Raw genomic sequence first — 23,690 nt, 5'->3', positions numbered from 1 at the left:
ATACCCGCAGCTTTCCGGACAAACAAACAACGAGGATCAATCACCATGTCAAACCCGAACACCGCAGTACAGGAAGAAGTAACCCCTCGACCAGGAGTAGATGCACCGAACCTCCCGCGCCTGGAGCGAATTGGCAACCACACCCGGCTCATCGTTGACGAGAAGCCTTTTCTCTGCATCGGAGGGGAACTTCATAATTCAAGCGCATCCGATCGGAACTACATGTCCCCTATCTGGGACAAACTGGCAACGGCCGGCATTAACTCCGTTATCGCTCCTGTGTCATGGGAACAAGTCGAACCGGTGGAAGGACAACTCGACTTTTCGATCGTGGACGGGTTGGTGGAAGACGCCCGGTCCAACGGCGTCCGACTGGTATTGATTTGGTTTGGGGCGTTCAAGAATGCTTCCTCCACTTATGCCCCCAGCTGGGTGCGTGCCGACCGGGAACGCTTCCCACGAGCGGAGAGGGGCGTCAAACCCCTGAAGACGCCCTTCTCCTATCCCGGATCCATGCCTAGGCCAAGTCTGTCCGTCTTCTCGCGCAACCTGTTTGAAGCGGACCGGACTGCTTACACGGCCTTCATGAAGCATGTGGCGATGATCGATCCGGACCATACAGTCATCATGGTCCAGGTTGAAAACGAAGTGGGTCTGTTGGGAGCAGGAAGGGACCGCAACGCGCTGGCCGAGTCCGCCTGGAATGCACCGCTCCCCGAGGAACTCATTGCTGCGGTTTCCGATGCACCGGAATCATTTGACCCGCAATTTGTGCAGGTCCTCGGCGCAAATCCAGACCCTAGCATGAGCTGGGCAGACCATTTCGGCGATGACGACCCCGTTGCTGAGGAGACATTCATGGCCTGGGGATTCGCATCCTTTGTGGGAGGCTTGGCGGCTGCCGGAAAAGAGATCCTGCCACTCCCTGCATACGCGAACGCTTGGCTTGGACCCCAACGCGGGCAGGACCTGCCCGGCCAGTACCCCAGCGGGGGACCGACCGCCCGTATGATCCCGGTGTGGCGGGCCGCGGCTCCCGCCATCGACTTCCTGGCACCCGATATTTACGTTCCCAACTCTGCAGAAGTCATGCGGCAGTACGCCTCCGACCTTAACCCGTTGTTCATTCCTGAAGCCCGCTTCCGCGCCGGAGATGCGTTTTTGGCGATCGGCGGCTTTGGAGGTTTCGGCTACAACGTCTTCGGTGTAGAAGAAGGCAGGGAAGGCAACCAGTTCAGCACGGCCTGCGGGATCATGACTTCCCTCACGCCGGAAATTGCCGATGCCCAGCGCGATGGACGGATCTTCGGTTTCGCCCTTGACCAGGACGAGGATTCCATCAGCGCTGAGCTGGTCGGCACTGCCATCAGTGTTCGCAACGCCAGGAAGCTCCTCGAAAACATGCTCCTGGACGCTGGCGTGAGGGTTCCACCGGCGCCGGAACTCCCCGGAGAAACGGTTGCCGCAACCCACGGTCCCACTCCCGGAGACGGCCGTCCGTTCGGGCTGGTCCTCGCCATCAACCCGGCTGAGTTCATCATCGTCGGCCAAGGCGCGCAGGTGGATTTCCACAAGCCAGGTGCTGACGTTGAGCTTGATTCAGTCCGGGAGCTGGTTATGACCGATACCGGGCTGCGGGAAGGACGGTACCTCAACGGGGACGAACGCCTCGAGATCCTTTCCGACAAGCACATCAGCGCCGTGAAGGTCCGTCTGCTGATCACCCCCAGCGAATAGTCACCAGCCCCTAAGAAAGGACCCCACATGCCGTTTCACCCCGACATCGCCGCCCGGCTCCCCTTACTGGGAGGCATCCCATCCTTGGAGGCCGCCCTCAGCGAGCCCTCAATGAGGGCGCAGATGGAAGCATTCGATGCCTATCCGGATGCGCCGCCCCCTCCGTATGCCCGGACTCGCATGGTCTTCGTTCCCGGCCACCACGGCCCAGTACCGGTGCGCATCTACACTCCTGAAGAACAACAAGACCATTCAGGACATGCATTGATCTGGATGCACGGAGGCGCGTTCCAATTCGGGGACCTCGACACGAACGAGGCAGACTGGACAGCCCGGCAGTTGGTTCACCGGGCATCCGCCACAGTCGTCAGCGTAGATTACAGACTGGCCGTTGACGGAGTCCGGTACCCAGTCCCCCTTGACGACGTCGTTGCCGCCATCCGATGGGTGCAAGCCAACACAACGGACTTGGGCATCACGTCACTTTCGGTGGGCGGAGCCAGTGCAGGTGCCAATTTGGCCGCAGCCGCTGCCCTGCGACTCCGGGACGAGGACAAGTGGGTACCCGAGCACCTTGTTCTGGTGTATCCCATGATGCACTTTGACCTCCCCCAACCTTCTGAGTCGCTTCGGCGCGCCTTGATGGAACTGCCAAGTGCCATGAAACTTACCCCAGATATGGCGCGTTCCGTGAAGGAAAGCTATCTGGGAACCGCAGACGACGTTGCAGTCCCGGGCTACGCAATGCCAGTCGGCGCAGAACTCAATGGACTCGGACCAACCCTTGTCCTGAACGCCGAATACGACGAACTCAGGGCGTCAGGAGAGGCCTTCAGCGCCCTACTTGCCGCCAGTGGCGTCGACGTCGAGCAAGTAAAGATCCCTGGTATGCTCCACGGCTTCCTGAACTTGCCCGCGGCATTTGCTCCTGTAAACGACGCACTAGAGCGGATCGCAGCAAGGCTACGACCACGGAGTCAGTGACGCCCAAGGCCCGGGGTAGAAACAGCTCTTACAAAACCATTCCCCGGAAGGGAAGCCAATATGCCTCCCAAGATTCTCAACAAATTCCTGGAACAAAAAGTCTTCGAGCCATCAAGAAGGATGGTCGCGCAGCAACATGAGGAAACTGCCCCTGTCACACGGGGAAGTGGTTTTTCTCAGAGACAGCATTACCGCGGGGGGACTTTGGCATGAGTGGTTCCCGAGCGCACAGATAGTAAACAGGGGTATCAGCGCCGACACACCACTGGAGTCCTGGCGCTTTTAGACACTGCTTTACAGTCGCCGTCCAAAGTCCTTGCGGCCCCTCATTTAGGCATCACTGGGCCAGAACTAGGGGTGGTTCATCGAGGCGCGACCTATCGGCAGACTGCCGGACGTCATGCGAGCTCTCTCGTTGGCCGGGCTCCCCCGGCAACTGGAGGATCAACAAGCGGCAACCCAAGTCACAGGAACAGGCATGCAATTGAATAAACCACGGGTAGAAAAACCCGGCATGGTGGAAGTACGGGTCGAGCAAGCAAGCGAACTTGACGACGTTCTGACAACGGCAATAGAGGTCATAAAGAAGGCCGCCGCTGAACACCGGGTAGGGATTCTCGTGACGCGGATCGACACCGGCAGATACATCGTACGCGCCCATCCTGCCGTCCCCTTTGGGTTGATACGCCAGCAGCATGGCGCAGTAAATAGCTAGCAACCCGGCTCTGCCAGGGCCGGGGCGAAAGCGTACACTGCCCCCTTTAATTCCTCCCTTGATCCGAGCACCCTTAGGGCGGGAATCGAACTCAGGTTACGGGTCGGGCACGAAATCGTCAGCTGCATAGTGGACGTAGTAATGCCTGATCAGTCCTGCTTCTGGATCTGGACGGCTGCCGGGATGGGCCGGCGAATGATTGACACTCGTAGTGCCGCCATGGCCGCTCTTGATTCCTGAACTTAACCTGCGGGAAGCGCGCCGCGACATGGAACCAGCCCCAATCGCACCTGCAATCCGCACGGCCAGGCAGTCGCGTTGAGTCGACCCCCAGGCACTAAGAAGAAGGGTCGCCGAACCCGCTCATCGCAGTGGGGGCACTTGCACTGGCGCCCCCGCGTGCTGCCAACCTAAAGTACACCCCATCCTGACGTCAGGCAGGAGTGAAATGCTCGTCAGAATAGGGTCCGGAAAGCAGTTCCTGGACGTGTCCGCCGAACGGTCTTGGATGCAAACCTGACAGCCGGCCACGCCGAGGTATTCGGCAATTGCGCAACAGCCTGTTGCACGATTGCGGGTCTTTGGGGTGAAGGCAGGGCCCGCTGCCCACAGGCGGGGACGATCCTGATGGGTTATCCACCGCTACTGCTGCTGAGGGAGCTCCCCAAAGGCTCCCGATTTCCAGCCGTGGATAACCCGGATTGACCCCAACCGTGGACAGCTTAGAGTCGCCTGGTTCTGCCAGAGCTACCTCTCCTGGACTCGCACGTCGGGGAACCAGCCGTTCGGGGCCTTTTTTGGCTCAAGGTGTTCAGGGTCGCGGTGTTTTTGCATGTCGCATTTGTAGAACGGTCCGCGTGGGTCGAGGAGCACGCTCATGTGGTGGTCTGCGTGGTCTTTGAACCACACGCTGATGCCGGTGGCCCCGTCGAGTCTGAGGTGTTCCCAGACCCGCCACAGCGCTTCTATTCGGGAGACTGCTTCGGGGTGGAAGTACCATTCGATGCACCAATTGGCTGCGCGGCCGTCGACGTCGCGGACGTAGGTGGGCAGCAGCTGTTCGTGCAGGAACTCTTCGGCTGAGCCGTAGACCAGTTCCAGCGGCTTCTGCTCGTCTCCAGCCGTGCGGGCGGGCTCTTCTGCGCTCGTGCCGGGAGCTTCACTGAATCGGCCGATGTTGATGGTCATTTCAGAATTTCCTACCCGGTGACCCAGGGGTTGGCGGCGGCTGCTGCAGCGAGGGGCACTTCGTCTTGCTCCGGCCGGGGGCTGTACTTCTTGATGGATGCCTCCACAGCGTCTTTGTGCGGTCCGGTGTACCAGGGCATAGTGCGCACCAACGTGGCCGGGGCACCGGAGGCGAGGATCACGGCGCGGCCGCGGTCCAGCTCGGCGAGGTTGGAGACATCGAAGATGCGTTCCTTTCCCTCCTGCCGGGAGCGGGAGGATCCGGACTTTCCGGAGGAGATGGAGACGTTGGTGTAGCTGTAGTCCCCGATCAGGTCCGAGAGTGCCCGGAGGAAGCCTTCTTCGGCCACGCCGCCGCCGTAGACCTTGACGTTGGCCGCGGACCAGATTTTCCGCATGTTGGCCTCGCCCCACAGTTCGACGCCCTGGGACCAGGACTGCAGGATGCCCATGACGATCAGGCCCTTGGAGCCGTAGTGGCTGAACTGGTCCGGCAGGCCGGCCCAGCGCACCACGTTCGCCAGCTCATCGAGGGCGAACAGCGCAGGTTTGGGCAGCCGGCCGCCGCTGCGCTCGGCCCGTTCCTCCATCGCCTCGGCAATGGCCACCGTCAACGCTGTCGTGAGCGGGGCGGCCGAGCCGGCCCCTTCCTTGGAGAGGATGTAGATCGTCTCCTGCGAGGCGGCGAACGCGTGCGGGTTGAACCGGGGGCGGGCATCACTGGCCACCCTCGCGCCACCTGTCGGGGCGACCCAGCGCAGCGTGTTCCTGCTCTTGAGGCACTGGATCATCTTCTCGGCGGTGCCGAAGATCCCGTCACGCTGCTTATCAGCCAGCTTCAGCGTGGACTCCAGGCCCTTGTACTGCAGCTCGTAGCCGTGCTCTTTGAGGATTTCGATGGGTTCCTGGCTGACCTGCTCCGTCACCCACAGATACACCTGAGTGATGGGCAGCCCGCCGAGCGCGGCCGCGAGGAAATACGAGGAGAGGATGTCTTCGGCTTTGGGGTCGAAGTAGGCATCCGGCTTGGACCCCGGAACCCGTGAACCCACTGAAAAGTGCTGCGTGAGTTTGTAGGCCCTCTCTTCGTCCGTGACGTAGGACAGCGGGTTCCACCACCAGTCCGGTTCGTCCTGTGCGATCTTCTGCGGATCAAACACCCACACCGGGCCGGTTGCCTCGCGGACGCCACGGGTGCCGTCCACGACGTCGCGCTTGTTCGAGGTCGAGACGACAGCGCCGGGCGCGTCCAGGATCGCCGGCATCACCCGTGAGGTTGACTTACCGGTACGGGGACCCCAGATATCGAGGCTGAGGTCTTCCCAGGACTGAATGAACGTCTGCCCGGTGGAAACCACCTTGCCGACCACGACCCCGGGAGTGTCTTTCACGCCCAGCCGGTCGGCGGTGGCTTTCGCGCCCTGCTCGGAGAACGCAGCCAGCGACTTCCCTCGACCCAGGTACCGGGCGGCCTTATCGACCCGGGCCCGCTTGGACGCACCCTGCCGCCAGGCCACCAGCACCACGACGGCCAGAACCACGACCACCCCTGCCATGAGGGCGCCCGCAACCGTGGACTGGACAGGCCAGGGCACCCGTCCCTTGATCAGCCCGGCGATCAGATCAACAGGATGGGCAGGCGGGGCGTCGAGGCCGGCCATCCAGGAGCCGACGTGGGCGGCGGCGTAGGTCCCGCCGCCGAAGACGACGACGAACCCGATGGCCAGCCAGATAAGCAGGGCATCCCCGAAGCCCATCCCTTTACGGTTCGGCGCACTCACAGCGATCCTCCTTCAAGGGGTACGTCAGGGGCCAGTGGCTCGAGGAGGGTTTCCGGGGCATCACGCCATTTCCCCTCGGTGTCGTTGACTCCCTCAGGGCCTTGTTCCAAAGACGTCAGTCCCACCAGGACCGGGATCCCGGGCCGTCCGCCGACCTTGATGAGGAACTTCCCCCGTCCGGGAGGTTCGACGTCGAGCCCGCGGGAGTCCCATGCGGGCGGGTCCTGCCAGGAGATGAGCTTCTGCTGTTCCTGCCGGGAGAGCGGAATGGCGGAGGTCAGCAACGGCATCTCAGAGGCGGGCAGGCCGCCGCAGATCACCATGCCGGAGCGTTCAACGAAGCCGCGGGCCTTCATCCGGTCCTCTTCCGCCGGCAGTGCCAGCAGGTCGGACATGGTGTGGGAAATCATGATCTGCCCGACACCGACCGAACGGTTGAGCCGGGTCAGGGCGTCCACCCGGTCCACCATGCCCTTGCCGGCGCGCAGCGCCCGCCAGAGCTCATCGAGGACCACGAAGTAATTCCGGCGCGGTTCCAGGCCGGCGTCCGCGAGGGCGTTGGCGACGTTGACGGTCCCGAACCCGTAGGACCAGCACGCGAGCAAAATTGCCGCCTGCAGGTCGGTTTCGGTCTCGTCAATGCTGGAGACGTCGAAGACCACGGCGCGGTCACGCATCATGGGATTGGTGGTGTGCCGGGAGAAGATCTCTCCGAGCTTCCCGCCTCCGGTCAGGCCCAGCAGGGTTGCTTCCAGGGCCCGTGTTTCCTGCAAGTAGACGTTCATGTCGCCGCGGTCCAAGGCGACCTGCCGCAGCTCATCGGGTGCGGAGATGATCACGTCCAGCAGGTCCTTCAGGACGGGAACGCCGTCGAACCGGTCATCAAGGACGCGCAGGGCACGGTCCAGGATGGTCTGTTCCTGATCGGTGGGCGGGTTGTTCCGGCTGATCGTGATCAGGGAGACAACCATCGTCAGGCGCCGGCCGTGCGCGTCAGCGCGGACCCGGGCGGCGTCCTCATGGTGGCCGCTGTCTTCGAGCAGCTGCGCCGCTTCGACGGCCTGGCCGGGATCGAGAATGTTCAGGTACCCGACACCGCGGCCAAGCTTGATGACCTGGCCGCCGAGCGCCTGGACCGCTTTGACGTGCTCGCCTTTCAAGTCCCCCAGGATCAGCGGGTGGACACCCTGGGCGGAGAGACCAATGAACATCCGGCGCACCACGGTGGACTTCCCCAGCCCCGGCTTGCCCAGGATAAACGCCGACGGATTGGAAATCAGCCGTGCGCGCTGGAACCAGCTGATCGGGTCACAGCAGACCGTGGCCTGAGTCTCCTCATGGCGTCCGAGCGGGACGCCGATCATGGGCGAGGACGCCCCGGAGGAAAACGGCCACAGCCCGCAGACCTGAACCGTGGTTCCCCGGTATTCCTTCACGGACGGAACGAGCTGGGCCATGCCGCCGCCGCGTCCGGTCCAGCCCCGGGCAGCCGGCCCGGCCTGACGTGGTTCCTTTCCGGCCTTCTTCTTCGGCGCAGCTTTGACCGGTGCTGCAGCTTTCCTGGCAGGGCGGGTGAAGAGTTTCATGCGGGCCATTACAGGGCATCCTTGATTTCGGAGGGCAGCATGCTGTGCTTGGGAAGGACCAGACCCAGCGGCAGCGACGCGGCGAACGCGGTGTCCTGGGTGCCGTAGGCCCGGCGCAGCAACACCCGGGCAGTACCGGAGGTCTGTTCCACGGCGGCGACCGCGTCGGGGAGGCGTTCCTTGTCGGTCACGGTGGCCGTGACGACCATGCCGAAGTTCACCAGCCCGGCGCCCTGAGCCTCTTCCTGCGCGGTCTGCACAGCGGAGCGGGCATCGACCAGGGCGCGGGCGGAGGGCCGGTTTCCGGAGGTGATGCGGACGTTGGCGTTGTTCTGGTCCCGCTCCACCACGGCGGCGGCGCGGGCCGAATCCATCGGACGGTACAGCAGCGAGACCCGCTTGCGGTCAATGTCCCCGTGCGGGGCCAGCAGCCGGGACAGGACCGAGGAGTTCACCGACCCACGCGGGGCACCGGTCATGGTCCAGGAGACCGAGAACGCGGCATCGTGCCGGTAATCATCCCAGGACGCCTGCGTCGCGGAGGGACCGACGTCGCCCCAGGTCAGGGACACTGGGGAACCGGCGGCGTGAGCTTGATCAATGATCAGGGCAGCGGGAGGATCGTAGGCGATCCGGACGACCTCGCAGAGTTCCTGCGCGGACATCGGACGGGCGATGCCGGCGCCGGTGGACTGCAGCCGGGCCGACAGGCCGGGGATCCGGGACGCGAGGTCACGGGCCACGTCCTCCGGTGTGCGCTTCTTCGAGCCTGCCCGCAGGGAGGCGTTGAAGGACAGGGACACCCAGGCCCGGACCGTGGCCGATCCTTCCGGGTACGTCTGCACGACCTCGTTGAGCACGTTCCTGGCAAAATCCGGGGCGTTCGGGTCGATGTTCATCATGACCTCATTGCGGAGCCGGTAGCCGGAGTCCGGTGCGGTCTCGACCGTCACCGCCGCGGCGTCCAGGCCCGCTTCGTCCCCGAGGCCGGCGAGCCAGCCGCCCCAGTTCGCCACCCACGCGTCGACCTGCTCCGGGTCCACCAGGGACGCACCGTCGGGCTCGGTAGAGAAAATCACGATGTAGTGGCTGGTGGCAGGGACGTGCAGGAGCGCGAACGGGCGCTTGTAGGAGTCGGTGAACTCGTACAGGGTCGACTTCGCGGCAAGGCCGGGCAGCTGGTACATGCCCCACTGCGTCACCCCGAGGGGGCCGGAACGGTAGAGATTCGTTCCGGAGGACCTGGAGAGACGGAAACTCATCCGTGTTCCGAACCGGTCAACAACGGACTGACCGTGCTTGTCCTTGACCGTCAGCAACAGCGCGCTGGCCCCGGCCACAGCCAGGACAGCAAGGCCCGGGAAGAGGCCAAGAAACGCGAAGGTGATGATCCCGGCCAACAACCCGGCCATAACAATGCCGGTGCCGATCGCGCCGAGGTTACCCAACCCGGCAGAACGCGGGACACGCCAGTTGCCGTAGGACGGTTCCTTGTACTCGGTATTAATTACTGCCACTGGGGCCCTCCACTATTTCTGATTGGCCGGTTGAATCCTGCGCGGTCTGTTGTGCGGCATGAGAAACCCTGGACGCTGCTTGTGCCCCTACGGCGACGGCCATGCCAGCCGGACCTGCGGCCTTCGCCGCACCCGACGCGGCGCCTGCGCTGCCGGCGGCAGCTCCTGCCCCGGTGCTGCCTGCTGTCCCCGCGGTTGCGGAGCCGGCTGCCCCACCCGGACCGGTAGCCCCCGGTGTCGGCTGGCCGCCATTCCCCCGGGGTCCGTTTGCTCCGTTACTGCCCTTCGGAGATGCCCCGGACTGGTTGCTTTGTGTACTTGCCGGTGTCGGCGCGGCATTGCCCTTACCGCTGCCACTGCGACCCATGGACACAGCGCCTGTGGCCATCGCCCCCACGGCAGCTCCTGCTCCCGCTCCCCCGCCAGAGGCGACGGCACCGACCATCGGCGTCACGAAACGCATCAGCGCCGGCAAAGCGAACAGCGCGACGATCATCAACGTGAAGCCCGTGATGGAGCCGATCAAACCGTCCTTCCCACTGTTGTTACCCATGAGGAGGAATGCGACCGAGTAGACGATGGCCGCCGCAGGTTTATAGAGGATGAACGCGATAGTCCAGCCAACTACCTTCTGGAACCACTGCCTCCCCATTTCGGTGTTGGTGAAAGCCGCCGTGGTGGGCAGGATGCCCGCCAGAATCACCAACATGCCGCTGCGGACCACCATCAAAACGACCTGGACGAGGGAGGCAATCAGACCGATTAATCCCAGGACGATGAGGATGAATACGCCAACACCTGTCTGGTTGGTCAGCACGAGGATATTCATCGACTCGGCAAAGCCCTTACCGTCCGTGGATCGGTCGATGATGGCTGCCGAGAAAGCATCCGCGGCGATGACCAGAATGGAGATGACCCCCAGCCCAAGGCCCGAGACTAAAGCCAGTGTGATGAGGGACCGGAGCAGATCCTTCAGTGGTGCTCCGCGTTGTTCCCAGATCATCCGGATGCCACCGAGAATGACCGCGAGGACAGCCAGCGTCAGAGACCAGAGCATCAATTCGCTGTTCACCATGGAGACGATGGGACTCGGCGTCGCACCGTCGGAGCTGGCCAGGTTCACCGTGGGCATCGACACCCAAAAGGTAGACAGTGTCGTCACCATCTGGCTCATGCCCTCCATGATGGCTTTTGCGAGATTGTTGATGGCGTCGTCTGCAATCCCTGCCGCGATATTGCTGGCCCCTGCTGCGGCCCAGCAGGCCCCGTCCCAGACTTCACATGCTTTATCTGCCATGTCAGACGCCGGCCCAGGGGATGAATGAACTCAGGTCACTGATCTGGCGCACTGCGCCTCCGCCAGCGGCCGGCATATCCAGTTTCCAGTCGCCGTCCTCCCAAAGCAGCGACGTCGAGAAAGCACCGTATCCTCCGTCGGCGCTCTTGATGGCCAGTTCCACGACGGCCGTTCCGGGAGTGTACGAATGAATGATGAAGCCGGCGATCTGAACCTTCGGTGAGGTGGAGCTGCCGACGTCTTTCCCGTCCTTTATGGCCTGTACAGCCTTGTCCCGCGAAGGGCTATCAGCTGAAAGCTCCAGGTAAACCTGTTTTGCATAGCCGTTAAACGACGCGGCCCAGATGTTTACCGTTGCGTACAGGGCTCCTGTGGGGGAATGAGCAAAGCACGACCTCAGACCGTCTTTTGCCACAGTGCCAGGGCCGGCCGTTGATGGATCGCTGGGAACGGCCATGGTTCCGAGCAAGTCCCATTTGGATTTAGGCGCTGCTCCCAGTGCTGTTTCCGTGCTTGAGGGCAGTCCGCAGACGCTTTTGCCTGCAACTGTCGTGGCGCTGGGGCTGGCTGTGGCCGGGTTGGTGGATGTTGCTGTTCCCGGCGCGGGCTGGGCGGTGTCCTGTCCTTTGGGGAGCAGGAAGATGACGATGGCTGCTGCAATCAGCGCGACCACCAGCGCGGCAGCAATGATGAAACCGGGTTTGGTGAACGGATTGCTGCCGGTGGTGCTCTCTGTTGACTGGCTCATGGTGAACCTCCCGTGGTTGGTGCTGGCTTAGACGAAGGCGCGGACGATGCCGGCGGCGCCGGTGATGATGATGCAGCCCATCAGGACCCAGCCGAGCTTGCCGATGGCTTGGGCTCCTTCGCCGCGCTGGAGCTGGATGACCATGCCGATGCCCACGATGATGACGCCCAGGACGCCCAGGACCAGACCGATGCCCGATGCCCAGTTCAGGATCGTGAGCAGGCCACCTGCCTGTGCCGGGACAACCGGGGTGGGATTGGGGATGACGCTTGCTGCAATTGCGGAGATGGAGTTCATGGTGAGACCTTTCAGTGCGTGGTGCCGGGTGTGGCGTTGCTAGCCAGGGCGGCCAAGTCAGTGATGAAGCGTTGGTATTCGCGGGCCGGCGGCGGGGCGGAGTCTCCGTGTCGCCAGGCCTCGACCCAGGGCAGTGTCCAGAGCCGGGGTGCGCCCCCGCCGACGATGGCGGCGAAATCGCGCAAGGCTTTGGGAGTCTTCCCCGGTGCGTCCGCCAGGACAGCGAGGCCGAGCAGATCAACCGCCGGCGCCGCGCCTGATACCCACTGCGTCAGGGCGCTCCGGGCCGCTGTCAGGCCGCGCATATCTGCACGGCAGGCCAGCAGCACCCGTGGCTTGCTGCCGTCCTGGAGAACCGGCCAGCAGTGACCGGTGGCCCGTCCCCCGCCGATGAGGTCAGCGATTCGGCTTTCGCCGGATCCTCCATGGGCGCCGGTGACCCACAGCGCCGCGGAGCCTGCGACGGTGCGGCGGCCAAGGCGGTCTGCGGCGTCCGGTTCAACCACTCCCCTCAGCGGTGCACTGATCACTGCCGCCGGCGGCAGGTGCACGTCCTGCGCCTCCTCCTCCGCGTTGTCGGTGGCGGGGCTTGTGATCCAGGGGTTCAGGGACTGCTGCATTGTTGCCTCCTTTCAGAGTCCGGTGGTGGGTGGTTTAGAAGCCGGCGGCGACGGCGGCCGCGGCCGCGAGCCATGCCCTCTGGGTGGCGGGCTGGAGGGCTTCGTAGCGGATGGGCCCGTTGACCAAGGCCGGATCGTAAGGAATCCGGACGACCGCCCGGACGAAGGGTGCGAAGCCGTCAGCGATCCGCTGGGCCTCGTCCTTGGCCCGCTTCAGGGCCTCGCCGCTCATGCTGCGTTTGGCGTCGGTGGATTCGGAGACGATGACGACGGCGTTGCGTGCCAGCTCCGCGTCGTGGCCGCCACGGGATTCCAGCGTCTGCAGGGTCAGCCGCGCAGCTTCTGCGCGGTCCTCGATGGCTGTCACCGGGACGACGAGCTGGCTGGTGTGGTCGATCATCCGCCGCCAGTTCGCTGCCCGGGCGGTGTTGCCCGAATCCATGACCACGAGCCGGTAATACCGGGTGAGGACCTGGTGGGCAATGTCGACTTCCTCGGCGGTGACTTCGTGGTCGCCTTCTTCGTTTTCATCCGAGCGGAGGACGTCGAACTTGTCCGCGGTCTGGTGGTGGACGAACTTGGCGATTTCGGCCGCGTTCGTTGACGGCGAGAGCAGTTCGGTGGAGGCATCGATCAGGTCCAGGACGCTCCGGTCATGGGAGCCCTTTTCCGTCCGCCACCCCAAGGTGCCCTGGGATTCGTTGTTGTCCCACGCGACCGTGGCCGCGCCGCTGTAGCGGGCGAGGATGGCCGAGAGCATCACCACGGTGGGAGTCTTATTGGCCCCGCCCTTGCGGTTCACCACCGCGATGGTGCGGGGGCCGGGCCAGTGCTGACTGACGGTGCGGATGTCTTCGCGTTCGGCCATCTCCTGCGCCGAGGGGTCCATCCGGAAGCCCAACCGGGTAAGGGTTCCGCGCCAGCCCTTTGTGGCCGGTTCCAGGACCGGGGCGCTGACCAGGAAGGAGGTGTCTTTCAGGCTCCGGCGCGTCGGGGCGTCCTCCACTGCCGGGGCCGTTGCGGTGATGGGCGTCATCGTTGTTCCTGTTGTTGCTGTGGTGTTAGCCGTGTCGGTCTGTAGCTGGTCGGGTTCGACCGGGGGCGTTTCGATGACGGCCGTCGCGGCGGCGTCGGTGGTCGTGGGGGCCTCGGCCCGGCGCCTGGCGGGCTTGGGCGTGTAGCTGACGGATTCTTTGCTGCCGTCGGGGCTGACGATGAGTTCCCCGTGTCCTTCGGGGTCATCGATAGCCACCCGGACGGCCCGGTTCAGCGTCCGGGCTTCCCCGACCACGAGGGCCAGGGCGTTCTCGCGGAGCTGCTGCAGGGATCCTGCGCGTGCAACGGTGCGGGAGTTCCCTGCCACCATGACGTCGGCGGTGCCGTTGTCTCGGACGATGGCCTGGATCCTGGGGAAAGCCAGTACCTCTGTCGGGGTGAGACCCATGAGTTTCTTCCTTTTAATGAGTAGGAGTCGGGACTAGCGGCGGTCGGCCGGCGGCGTGATCCGGTTGACCTTCCAGGTGGAGTCTTTAGACGTACGGAGCAGCTGGACGGCGTAGGGGCCGATATCGGTGGGGAGCGTGACGGTGACGCCGTAGCCGTTGGATTCATCCACGGCCATAGTCGCCGGGCCGGTGACCCGGGAGACGGGAATGTTGGCCGGGTCCACCGTGGAGTAGTCGGCCGTGGCCTGCGGGGTGAGCCAGCGGGCGAAGTCGTTCGCCCACTGCGTCGCCTCCGCTTGTGGCCGAGCGAAGTCGGCCATGGCCCGAGTCGCGACCGCGATGGCCTCGGTCTTGCTCTCGTCATCCCAGGCGATGCCGGATGTGGGCGGGACGGTCCCGCCCGGGGCCTGGGACCTGCCGCCGGCACTCAGGGATGGGGCCACGGATACCACTGCGGGGGACGTGGGGACGGGCTGGCGTTCCGGACCGCCGCCGGTGGGCGCCGTCGGTGCGCACGCGGTGCACAGGAGCGCGGTGGCCAGGGTTGTCAGGGTGCGTTTCATGTCTGTTCCTGTCCGCCCGGCACGTACAGGAACGCGCTGGGCACATCGTTGTTCACGGTGCGGGTGTAGTACTTGTGGTCCTCCGGGGCCGGGTTGCCGTTGTAGCCCTCCTCCAGATAGGTCCCGTCGGCGTTGACGGCCTTCACCACGGCGACGTGGCCGTAGGTGGGGTCCGCTCCCCCGGCACCTGGTGCGTACCAGACGACCGCGCCGACCCGGGGCGCCGGGCCGGTGGGCCAGCCGCGGGCGTTCCAGCCGTCCCGCCACGACAGCGCCGAGCCGAGATTCACCCCGTCCGGCCGGAACGTGCTGTTCAGGATCTTGTACGGGGCCGTGGTGCTGCCGAGCTGCTGGTTGACCCGCCACAGGGCGAAGTCCACGCACTCACGGTTGAACATCCCCAGCGCGCTGGGCTGGTAGATGGCGGCGGTGGCCCACGGCAGATCATCGCCCTCACCGGACACGCCGGGAAGCGCACAGCCTGCGCCGCTGGGGGAAAACTTCGCATCCGAGAGCGCCTGGACAATCTTCGCTGCCGGGTCCCAGTACCGCTGGTAGTGATACGGATCCGCGTTGCGCTGGACCCGGTTGGCCGCGATCGTCGGTTCCAGCAGCTCCCAACCCTCGACCTTCTGCAGGGCCTTGACGAAGTTGGCCGCGCTGATCGACGGGTCGATGCGGTCCGCGTAGGAACCCCAGGCGCCGTTATCCCGCTGCTGGAACAGACCCCGGGAATCCGGCCCAGCCGCGTCGCCGATATCCAAAACCCGCAGGCCCGACTCCCCCAGGGCCACCATCACACTGACCATCTGGCCCTTGACCGACAGGTTCAGGGACTTGCCCGCATTCATGATCGCCGCAGCGTTCCTCACCTGCTCAGATGAGTACCCGTCGACCTTGGTATCGGCGCTGATCGAGACGGAAACCGCGGGGCTGCAATCGGCCGCTGCCGGTGGCGACCTGAAGAGCAGAACGATCGACAAGGCCAGCCCCAGGAACATCGCTGGCACCAGCAGTGCCGCACCGATCGCTAGCCCTTTCGGCTTCATTCTTGCTCCCCTTTCGGCTCTCTCAAACGGACTAGAAGCATCATTTTTAAAATGATGCTAGCATCACCAAAAATACGTTGATGCTTTTTCAAGTTGCGACGGTGCGTGAGAATTGACGAATGCCCCGCATCTACAAGCCGCTCCCTGCGCCGCCTCACGAGGCCGGAAGGGCTTTGAACGTGTTCAACGCCAACACGCTGAGAGCGGCTGTTATCAGGGACCTGGCCCAGCATCTTGACGGCGACACCACCGGAAATATCGCTAAACGTATCGGCGTGGACTACAGGCAGGTCTACGCGCATATCAAGACGCTTGAGGCTGAAGGGCTCGTCTCCGCCGCAGGCGAAGCTGGGGCCCGCAGCGGGCAACGCGTTCACTACTCCATAGACTTGGCCAGGCTGCGGGCGCAGGGCCTCATCTACATGAGATATCTGTCGGGAGAATAAGCGCTCAATGTGGCCGCATTCGAGACGGCGGGCCACCCCGTCAGCCTGTAGATCAAGGGCGTGGGTAACGAGATTTGGGCCCATGAGGGCTGCGACCCGAGTGCGCATCTGAGCGGCGGTCGCCGCGGAGGTGCAGCCCCTACTACCCCCCAAACCTGTCGTAGGGGCCGCACCTTTAGTGCCACTCAATGCGCATGGTCAGGCCGGAGCGGGCGCCTAGAGCATGTCATGCCCCTGAGTCTACTGAAAAAAATTCAGTAGTGAAAATTTTTCAGTCCGTCGGGCGTTTCTTCTCGTGCCTGGGTGGAAGGTTTCGGAGTGCTTCAGTCACCGCGCGAAGGGCGTCGATGTTCACTTCTCCCAAAACCCGCGCTGCGAAGTGTTCTACCTCGGCGATGCGGTAAGCCTCTATCAGGCGGAGTTCAGCCTCGACGCGCTCCGGGATGGGACCGCTTCGCTGAAGCAGGTAGTTCTCGTCAACGTCAAAAAAGTACGCCAGTGCCTTCAGTAGCTCCGGATCCCAGCGGTTATCAGGGGAACCGGCCAGTAGCCGATGCCAGCGCGTTCTGGTGAGCGTGAGCCCATGTTCCGCGAGACCTTGTCGAACGTCTTCGTACGTGAAGCTGTCGGCGTCTTTGGCATGAACGATGTCCAGAAGAAGTTGGATTTTCGACGCGAGAACCTCTTTATCGCTGCGAGGATCTATGGGGTTGACGTTCGAATTCACGCGTAATCCTGCTCCCGGCCAACCAGGGCGGCCACATCCCGAGGGAAGCGCTCTGCCACCGGTAGCAAAGTCACAGCCCTCCTTCTAATTCCGTCATCGTTGAGACCCCCTGTGAGGCCTTGGCGGCTTCGTGGAGTGCCACGTGAAAATCAACCGACAATGAGAGTATATGAGGCTCCGAATGCGACTACACCGGTTATGAACCCGGCAATGACCTGAGGAGCTGAGTGATCCCGGAGATAGACCCTGGACCAGCAGACAAGCGGGGCCGCCACGACGAACGGAAGACCGAGCCAGCCGAACATCAGTACCGCTGACACGGTCGCGCCGCCCAACGTCATTGCGTGGCCCGATATCTTCCAGATCGGGCTGACCAGAATGAGGGCTACAATCCCGCAAAGAATCCCGCCAATTAGCCCCCAGACGGGCTGGGGTGCCCCGATGACGTCGAGGATTGCGCAGCCAAGCAGTGACGAACCCAAGGTCCAGAGCATGACCGGGCGGCGTTGTTTCTTGTCTCCCACGTGGTGGTCCGTCAGCTGGCCTTTCTTGGCAAGCATCAGTACGACAGCAAATGGCACAAGGCAGATGCAGAGTGCAGCGATAATGCCCGACCAGATAGAGACCGCCCACCGGTCACTCAGCAGAGAAGCCAATATCAACAGGAGGGACAACACCAAGGGCGGCTGCGCAATCTCGGTTGCGGACCTGGCCACACGCCCAACGGCTGTGGAGGACCTCTCTGCGGTGGTTCGGGTCGTGGTTGCTGCTGTCACTGAGGTGCCTTTACCGGCAGCACCGATTCCAGGGAACCGACGCCGCCATCAAATCGGGCTTGGACCGCGTCGAGGACACGGCTGGCAAGCATAGGTGTGGATCGCCCGGAGAGAACGACCTTGTGATCGCTGGAGCGAATAACGTACTCATACAGGCGCGCGGAGGGGCACGTGTCGTAGAAGCTGCTCGCAATGCCTGCCAACCACGCTGCACGGGAGTGCCCCCAGTAGGCTCTCCCCAGCGTGGCTGTAAGAAAGACCAAGGCGACCCGGTCCCAAAGCTGTAGCCGGCGCCACGCCTTAACAAGCGGGGGGATGCCCAGACCGAGAGAGGTGAGCAGAACCCCGCCGTAGAACAGCGGACTGAACAGGGCGTACAAAGCCTGATGGAGATAGTAACCGCCCACATCGATGTGCATGGCGGTCATGTACGCGATCTCTTCGAAGGAGGCGAGTGCGACCATCGCCATGCCGAATGCGACAACCCGGGAACTCACACGGACGGGCAGGCTTTCCTGAGGCCGGAGGCAAATGCGAAGGACGGAAACAGCCAGCAACGCCAAAATGCCCATGTAGACGCTGGCATAGATGAAGACCGGCAGCTGCTGGACATTTTCCGGCACGTAGCTCAAAGTCGTCGGAACGAACTGCTGGAACAGGAATGGAACCGTGATCACAACTGCCCCCAGGCCAGCAGCAATTGGGCCGTGGCTGAAGCGGATTCGGTACTTATCGTCAGGTGAGTAGGCAGCGAAGATTCCCTCCCGTACCAGCCAGACGGCACACGTGACACACATATTGCGAACAAGGTGCAGAAAGTTGACGCCGCCGAGAGCAGCGTCCATGGATTCTTCGGGTAAGACGACGCCCGTAAAAAAGAGGCCGAGGACACCGATCCCGATCGCACCAACAAAGGCCGTGGAAGAGCCCCACCGAGCGGCAAAATACAGGCGAAAAACAAATACCGTTGCCAGGATCCAGAACGCAGCAGCGATCATAGGCCAAACACTCGCTCGGCCTTCGTGGCCTCTTTCATGGGCGTGGCATGCAGAACCTGCGCCAGGCCAAAGGCCAATCTTTCGGCTGCAGCCTCCGCCTCGTCTAGGGGAACGTCCACTGCGCGGCACATCCAGCTGACACCGTTCCGCTTACCGATACCGGAAAAGAAAGACCCTGCGATAAGGCCGTCGAGAGGCTTCCCCTTATGGCCCAAAAGGATATGGCTAAGTTCATGCAGAATGACGTGAACACTCCAAGCCTTGGCACCACGCAGGTAACGGACGATGCCATAGCCGGGAGTATCGAGCCACTGGCCAGTGACACCTTCTCCAAGGCTTTCCACTGTGCCTTCCTCGAAGATCAGACGCTTGCCGTACTTCTCTTCAACCGCATACACCACGTCGCCCAGATCCGGGTACGCCGGAAGATTCAAGGTCTCTATGACGTCCGCGGTCAGTGCGGCCTGTTCCATATCTAAGCTGCTCCGGTAATCAACTGAAAAAATTTCAGTAATGTGTACTATGAAATCAGCGCCAGACGCGCCTTGGCAAGGAGCCACCCTACCAAGCTTCCGAAAACAGCAGCAGTCAAAGAAGGAACAGGAATCCCGATGACCCAGAACTGGACACCTGAGCAGCAATGATCGAGACGCGTTTTGAGCGAGGTCATCGGGAAGCGAGCGACCGCCCCCGCGCAACTCGTCGCTTATCAGAAGGCAGACATGGTCGTTGAGGTTTCGTGCGGCCCCGCGGCGTAGACGCTACTTTCGGCGCGAACCGCATATCCGTCGACATCCGCGCCACCGAGGGCAATCGACGGCCAGACCCTGTAAGCGGCTCGTCACGGCGTCGCCTACCCGAAAGGGAATGGCAATGTAACGAAGGCGACACGCCGAGTAGTTACAGTAACCAAATCCGCTTCCAGCGGTCCCCTGAATGCTAGGTTCGGAGGAACCTAAAACAGTAACTAAAACCTGTTGAGGGGTACGAACGATTTACAGCACTGAAGCCAGTACAGGTGAAGACAGTCTGTACGAGATTCAAAGGACATGACACATGACTGCTGTTGCACATCGGGGAGGCGGGCGCCCCAGTAAGGGCCTCCGCAAATACATTGGCTTTCGTGTGCCTGCCGAGATGGCCGACCAGGTCGCGCAGGTGGCCGAAGCGGAGGGGGTCACGATCACGGACTACGTGGCTTCGGTTGTAGCAAAGCAGCTTGAAGTCGATCTGGAGCGTCACGACCACCCTAAGTTTCAGGAGGAGCTGCCCATTGGCCGCATCGCTTCTTAAATGACGAAGGCCCGCACGAGGCGGGCCTTCTAAGCATTTGACTCACTACCTTTTTTGCTTGCCGGCGACGAGGTAGAGAGTCCTTGAGAATCAACTCGGGCCTTGCGGTCCGGGCATCTTCCTATCCCTTGAGAGGAATAGCATCATCGTACCCCACGAGATGCGCGCATGCACAGACTCACAGAGTTCGGGCGCGCCGCATGCACTATGCCGTCCTGCCGAAGCCTGGGCCGCACTAGCTCTCTTGCTTGCCGGGCAGCCTCGCATGCGCCTTTCCCGCGACGGCGGAAAGTCCTACCCGCAAAAACATGAACGAACCCTAACGCCAGCGCTTCCGGCCTTCCCCGCTGCCGTCCGGATTTTTGGCAAGGACGGCACGTGCGCTGCGATTTTCCTTGACTTTGACTCGTCCGTTGCTGGTGTTGACTGGGTCGAGGCCGATGTCCGGGCCGTCCAGACGTGGCTGCACTCGGTCGGTGCGCGGTGGATTGAGGATTACTCCCCCAACGGCGGCCGGCACGTCTACATCCCGCTCGAGCAGCGGGTCACCTTTTCTGAAGCGCGTGATCTTGTCGAGGCGCTGGGCACCCGCTACCGGAGCCTGGACAAGACCCCGCACCAGAACCTCCTGCATGGCTGCATGCGCACACCCGGATCCCCGCACAAGCGCGGCGGCCACCAGGAACTGGCGATGTCGTTGTCGATGGCCTACGACGTTGCCCGGCGGCCCAACTCGGCCACCGCATGGGCAGCCATGAAGGCCGACCTGGCGGGGGAGATCACCGCGGTCAGGGCGCTCCGTCTGGAAGGCGCGGTCACACCGGCCACCGCCGAGACGTCCCGATTCCAGCACCCGGCCGGGCGGATGTCCCGGGCCATGCAGCTGATGGCCCAGACGGGGCTGTACGACACGAACCGGTACGCCTCCGATTCGGAGGCACGACAGGCCATTGTCACGGGGGCTGCGGCCGCCGGGCTGGAGCTCGTCGACGTCGAACGCCGGATGATGCAGGGGACCTGGCCCGGACTGGCATCTTTCTATGCCCGCTACGCCTCCCGGCACCGGGTTCCGGCATTGCGCAGGGACTGGCTGAATGCGGTCACGTATCTGAGCAAAAACGCCGGGACCAGGGACGGAAAGAACAATGCCCGTATATCCCCCACAAGCCAGCCAAATACACAGCCCCCCGTACTGCAGGGAAATCCGATTTCATCGAATCCCGATGTGGAGCATCGGTTCATCCGGACCTGGCGAAATGCATTGCGGTTGAAGGAACATGCCTACACCGAGTCAAGGACAGGGCTGGCCAGGAGAATGGTGCTGCGGTCGCTGGGGGAGGCAGCACACATGACGGCGTCCAGATTCATTGAATTCGGTGACCGGTCCATCGCGGTGGCCACCGGCCTCGACCACACCACGGTCGGATCACACCTCAGAGCCCTGCGCAACGAGAAGGACCCGTTGGTGACCCTCGTTGAACGGGGCCGCGGTACCAAGGGAGACCTCTACATGCTGACCGTGCCGGAGGAGGTGAAGACGGCGGCTGAAGACCTGACTTGGCGGAAGGGGAAAATCCACGCACTTCGGCCAGTTTTCAGGGAACTGGGACTGCCGGCGGCCTTCGTGTACGAGGCACTGGAACACTCTCCCGGCCTGTCAACATCCGAGATCGTAAAGCTGACCAGGCTCTCGAGGACAGCTGTCAGTGAGGCGCTTGAGGTGATGGCCGCCTGGAACATGATCGCCCGGAACAACGCACGGGCCTGGTCGGTGGTGGCATCGACGTCACTGAAAGACCTCGCCGAGCACTTCGGGGTCATGGAAGCTGTGGCGGCGCAGCTGCAGCGCTACCGGATCGAACGGATCCTGTGGAAGGAATGGCTGTCCAAGAACGTCAACACCGTCGCCGAGCTCCTCTCCCCCGGTGAGGACTATCCGTGGGAGGCATTTGAGGGTCCACCGGACGAGTGGGCCCTGACGGACATGGCGTTCACACAGGCAGGATGATCGGACCAAAACGAAGGCACAGAGCATTAGGGTCCTATCCCCAGGAGTCAGGTCCTCCTGGGGACAGGAAACGGCGATTTTTTAGGCCCGTGGGGCCAGGCCCAAGGCAACGCGGAGCTCATCCTCTGTAGAACCCACCAGTTCCTTCTGGCGCTCCATCAGCAGGTCCACGGCAACGCGGATCAGCGTGTTATCGGTGATCCGCTCCCCCTTTTCCCTACGGGCACGTTGAACCTTCGAAGCGAGCGCTGTCAGCTCATCAGCCTGGTCTGCGTGCAGCCGCAATTCCTTACGGACCAGATCTGTGTAGTGGGTATGGCTCGAAACAACGGGTCCCTTAACCTCTTGTATCTCTTGGGTCAAAGGGGGCTGCACCAGGGCATTCTCGAGCCTGGGCGCGACCTCGGACTCCACTCCCCCATTTGTCTCAGTTCGTGCAGGCTCAGCAGCCGGCGCAGGCGTGGCAACTTGTGCTGTCGAGGGCGATTGTGAGCCATTATGCAATGCAGCGGCCTCATGGACAATGTGCAGGACGGGCGCAACTCCACTTAGGTCAATGGGAGGGGCTTCTTTGATCTCCCGGGTCTGGTTGGCAAAGTTCTTGAATCCACCTTTGAGCGCCATCGAGGTCAGCCCTTCCTGGTCTTGGCCCAGAGACTAAACAGCTCCAGGGCGACGTCTTTGTAATCCATAGTTGCTTTCTCGGAGTTGCGGGTCTTCTCGTAAGAAGTAACCACCGTTCCGTACATGGGTGCCCGCTCGTGTGCTTTATAGGCTCGAACAAACGAGTTGCATACGAGGATCCCCTGCTCTCGCAACATCTCCTGTGCATCCAGTGCATCTTGCGGGGAACGCGAATCGGCTTTTGTGACGACGACCCTGTAGTCCCGACCGGAGGGCTGGACTATCTTCTCGAATGTGTAGACGAGAGGCAGAAGGGCCAAAGGAGTTGCTTCTGTAGGCATCACAATGAAGTCCGACTGGCTAACGATGGCCTTGAGTACCTGAATGTTTTCCAAGTTACCGGGGGTATCGACGAAGACCGTGTCGTAGTCGAGATCGCGCATTTGTGTGAGCGCTTCCGGATCCGTCTCAGTCGCGACGTCGAACTGCAGCTGTTCCTTTTCAGGAAGTTCCTCTGCATTGGTTGCCCACATCGTTACTGACCCTTGCGGGTCGGCGTCGACGACGAGCACTTTCGAGCTCTGGGCGGCAACGGCGGCAAGATTCATCACCGTGGTGGTTTTCCCGGCGCCGCCTTTTTGGTTGACGACAGCTACGACCCTCATGAGTGCTTCCTTAAATTTGGTTTCCATGGCACTCGGACCGACGGCGGATTGGGACCTCACCAAAGCTTCACAACCCGAGAAAATGGGTCAGCTCGATCAAAGGCAGAGAACATCTGTATCCACGTCGCCGGCAAGCGCTACGCCAAAATTACCAGCCCCACTCCCCTTCAGTCGGAAGAAACGCCGTAGACGCACAGAGTCAGTGACTTCGTTTCTCTGTAACTCTGTAACTCTGTACTTCTGTACTTCTGTATCACCCTAGGCATCTGGTGGGCTCAACAGACCACTCCCCCGCGATTCAGTTCAAGGCCAATGAATCGCGCCCGACAGCTATCCGCCCCCTGACTACAAGGCCACCGAGCACTTTTAGTCACGTTCTGTTGGAACTTGGTGGACATAGGGGCACGGAGTCGTTTGACTTTGCTGGCCTACAGACTCCCGGAGTTCGTGACTTCCGGGGTCCGGAGTGTCAGGGTACAGGGTGGGCTGCGGTTCCCAGCAGGACCTCTGAATTGGACGGGCCTACAGACTCACGGACTCACAGACTCACTGTGTTGCCGGGCGGGCGTCCCTGGCGTTTGGCGGTTCAGGGTTGGCCGGCGCGGTTTGTACAGAGCCCGGCAGTT

General features: G+C 62.6%; 23 protein-coding genes. 6 read left to right on the top strand and 17 right to left on the bottom strand.

Annotated elements, in window-relative coordinates; translation table 11 throughout:
• The first annotated feature begins 45 nt into the window (after window positions 1-45).
• From AC1DN2_RS15300 to AC1DN2_RS15290, 3 genes are all read left to right on the top strand, one after another.
• On the top strand, window positions 46-1,737 hold the full coding sequence (locus AC1DN2_RS15300; RefSeq protein ID WP_476850976.1) for a DUF5597 domain-containing protein: 1,692 nt from the start codon (window positions 46-48) through the stop codon (window positions 1,735-1,737).
• Between the two features lie 27 nt (window positions 1,738-1,764).
• On the top strand, window positions 1,765-2,721 hold the full coding sequence (locus AC1DN2_RS15295) for an alpha/beta hydrolase fold domain-containing protein (protein WP_476850975.1): 957 nt from the start codon (window positions 1,765-1,767) through the stop codon (window positions 2,719-2,721).
• Window positions 2,722-3,199: 478 nt separating this feature from the next.
• Entirely contained in the window at window positions 3,200-3,436 is a 237-nt protein-coding gene (locus AC1DN2_RS15290; RefSeq protein ID WP_476850974.1) for a hypothetical protein, read from the top strand.
• Window positions 3,437-4,183: 747 nt separating this feature from the next.
• Here AC1DN2_RS15290 and AC1DN2_RS15285 read toward each other — a convergent pair.
• The 11 genes from AC1DN2_RS15285 to AC1DN2_RS15235 are packed head-to-tail and all read right to left on the bottom strand — an operon-like array spanning window position 4,184 to window position 15,527.
• A complete protein-coding gene (locus tag AC1DN2_RS15285) occupies window positions 4,184-4,624 on the bottom strand; it encodes a DUF4913 domain-containing protein (RefSeq protein WP_476850973.1) in 441 nt (146 codons plus the stop codon).
• An 11-nt stretch (window positions 4,625-4,635) separates the two neighbouring features.
• Window positions 4,636-6,405: a type IV secretory system conjugative DNA transfer family protein gene (locus AC1DN2_RS15280; protein ID WP_476850972.1), complete on the bottom strand. Its 1,770-nt coding sequence runs from the start codon at window positions 6,403-6,405 to the stop codon at window positions 4,636-4,638.
• Complete coding sequence (locus tag AC1DN2_RS15275) at window positions 6,402-8,000, bottom strand: ATP/GTP-binding protein (protein ID WP_476850971.1); 1,599 nt, start codon at window positions 7,998-8,000, stop codon at window positions 6,402-6,404. Before AC1DN2_RS15275 ends, AC1DN2_RS15280 begins: the two co-directional genes overlap by 4 nt.
• Window positions 8,000-9,508, bottom strand: coding sequence for an SCO6880 family protein (locus AC1DN2_RS15270; RefSeq protein WP_476850970.1), 1,509 nt, complete (start codon window positions 9,506-9,508; stop codon window positions 8,000-8,002). The genes AC1DN2_RS15275 and AC1DN2_RS15270 overlap by 1 nt, the downstream gene beginning before the upstream one ends.
• The gene (locus tag AC1DN2_RS15265; protein ID WP_476850969.1) at window positions 9,495-10,805 is read right to left on the bottom strand and encodes a TrbL/VirB6 family protein; all 1,311 of its coding nucleotides are present in this window, start codon (window positions 10,803-10,805) and stop codon (window positions 9,495-9,497) included. The genes AC1DN2_RS15270 and AC1DN2_RS15265 overlap by 14 nt, the downstream gene beginning before the upstream one ends.
• A 1-nt stretch (window position 10,806) precedes the next feature.
• Window positions 10,807-11,553 (bottom strand): DUF8175 domain-containg protein, encoded by a 747-nt coding sequence (locus AC1DN2_RS15260; RefSeq protein ID WP_476850968.1) that lies wholly within the window; start codon window positions 11,551-11,553, stop codon window positions 10,807-10,809.
• 27 nt (window positions 11,554-11,580) lie between these two features.
• A complete protein-coding gene (locus AC1DN2_RS15255; protein ID WP_476850967.1) occupies window positions 11,581-11,850 on the bottom strand; it encodes a hypothetical protein in 270 nt (89 codons plus the stop codon).
• A gap of 11 nt (window positions 11,851-11,861) precedes the next feature.
• The gene (locus AC1DN2_RS15250) at window positions 11,862-12,470 is read right to left on the bottom strand and encodes a DUF6668 family protein (protein ID WP_476850966.1); all 609 of its coding nucleotides are present in this window, start codon (window positions 12,468-12,470) and stop codon (window positions 11,862-11,864) included.
• 34 nt (window positions 12,471-12,504) lie between these two features.
• Complete coding sequence (locus AC1DN2_RS15245) at window positions 12,505-13,914, bottom strand: MinD/ParA family ATP-binding protein (RefSeq protein ID WP_476850965.1); 1,410 nt, start codon at window positions 13,912-13,914, stop codon at window positions 12,505-12,507.
• A 33-nt stretch (window positions 13,915-13,947) separates the two neighbouring features.
• Window positions 13,948-14,478 carry a hypothetical protein gene (locus tag AC1DN2_RS15240; protein ID WP_476850964.1) on the bottom strand — a complete coding sequence of 177 codons (531 nt, stop codon included), beginning with the start codon at window positions 14,476-14,478 and terminating at the stop codon, window positions 13,948-13,950.
• Window positions 14,475-15,527, bottom strand: a complete 1,053-nt coding sequence (locus tag AC1DN2_RS15235; protein WP_476850963.1) for a CHAP domain-containing protein — start codon at window positions 15,525-15,527, stop codon at window positions 14,475-14,477. The genes AC1DN2_RS15240 and AC1DN2_RS15235 overlap by 4 nt, the downstream gene beginning before the upstream one ends.
• Window positions 15,528-15,646: 119 nt before the next feature.
• Here AC1DN2_RS15235 and AC1DN2_RS15230 point away from each other — a divergent pair, with 119 nt between their 5' ends.
• Window positions 15,647-15,973 (top strand): helix-turn-helix domain-containing protein, encoded by a 327-nt coding sequence (locus AC1DN2_RS15230; RefSeq protein ID WP_476850962.1) that lies wholly within the window; start codon window positions 15,647-15,649, stop codon window positions 15,971-15,973.
• Between the two features lie 271 nt (window positions 15,974-16,244).
• Here the strand turns inward: AC1DN2_RS15230 and AC1DN2_RS15225 are convergent, their stop codons facing one another.
• The 4 genes from AC1DN2_RS15225 to AC1DN2_RS15210 form a co-directional block, all read right to left on the bottom strand.
• On the bottom strand, window positions 16,245-16,700 hold the full coding sequence (locus AC1DN2_RS15225) for a hypothetical protein (protein ID WP_476850961.1): 456 nt from the start codon (window positions 16,698-16,700) through the stop codon (window positions 16,245-16,247).
• Window positions 16,701-16,849: 149 nt separating this feature from the next.
• Window positions 16,850-17,476, bottom strand: a complete 627-nt coding sequence (locus AC1DN2_RS15220; protein ID WP_476850960.1) for a hypothetical protein — start codon at window positions 17,474-17,476, stop codon at window positions 16,850-16,852.
• The gene (locus AC1DN2_RS15215; protein ID WP_476850959.1) at window positions 17,473-18,474 is read right to left on the bottom strand and encodes a hypothetical protein; all 1,002 of its coding nucleotides are present in this window, start codon (window positions 18,472-18,474) and stop codon (window positions 17,473-17,475) included. Before AC1DN2_RS15215 ends, AC1DN2_RS15220 begins: the two co-directional genes overlap by 4 nt.
• Window positions 18,471-18,947, bottom strand: coding sequence for a hypothetical protein (locus tag AC1DN2_RS15210; protein ID WP_476850958.1), 477 nt, complete (start codon window positions 18,945-18,947; stop codon window positions 18,471-18,473). The genes AC1DN2_RS15215 and AC1DN2_RS15210 overlap by 4 nt, the downstream gene beginning before the upstream one ends.
• A gap of 583 nt (window positions 18,948-19,530) precedes the next feature.
• On the opposite strand from AC1DN2_RS15210, the gene AC1DN2_RS15205 reads away from it, so the two are divergent.
• Window positions 19,531-19,767 carry a hypothetical protein gene (locus tag AC1DN2_RS15205; protein ID WP_116768077.1) on the top strand — a complete coding sequence of 79 codons (237 nt, stop codon included), beginning with the start codon at window positions 19,531-19,533 and terminating at the stop codon, window positions 19,765-19,767.
• A 265-nt stretch (window positions 19,768-20,032) separates the two neighbouring features.
• A complete protein-coding gene (locus tag AC1DN2_RS15200) occupies window positions 20,033-21,775 on the top strand; it encodes a MarR family transcriptional regulator (protein WP_476850957.1) in 1,743 nt (580 codons plus the stop codon).
• A gap of 81 nt (window positions 21,776-21,856) precedes the next feature.
• Here AC1DN2_RS15200 and AC1DN2_RS15195 read toward each other — a convergent pair whose 3' ends face one another.
• Together AC1DN2_RS15195 and AC1DN2_RS15190 are read right to left on the bottom strand one after the other, a co-directional pair.
• The gene (locus AC1DN2_RS15195; protein ID WP_476850956.1) at window positions 21,857-22,399 is read right to left on the bottom strand and encodes a hypothetical protein; all 543 of its coding nucleotides are present in this window, start codon (window positions 22,397-22,399) and stop codon (window positions 21,857-21,859) included.
• A gap of 5 nt (window positions 22,400-22,404) precedes the next feature.
• Window positions 22,405-23,064 carry a ParA family protein gene (locus AC1DN2_RS15190; protein WP_476850955.1) on the bottom strand — a complete coding sequence of 220 codons (660 nt, stop codon included), beginning with the start codon at window positions 23,062-23,064 and terminating at the stop codon, window positions 22,405-22,407.
• Window positions 23,065-23,690 lie beyond the last annotated feature (626 nt).

The organism is Arthrobacter sp. 01L42 (assembly GCF_056400005.1).
The sequence above is the reverse complement of the archived record's forward strand: the minus strand, read 5'-3'. Positions and strand labels throughout refer to the sequence as shown.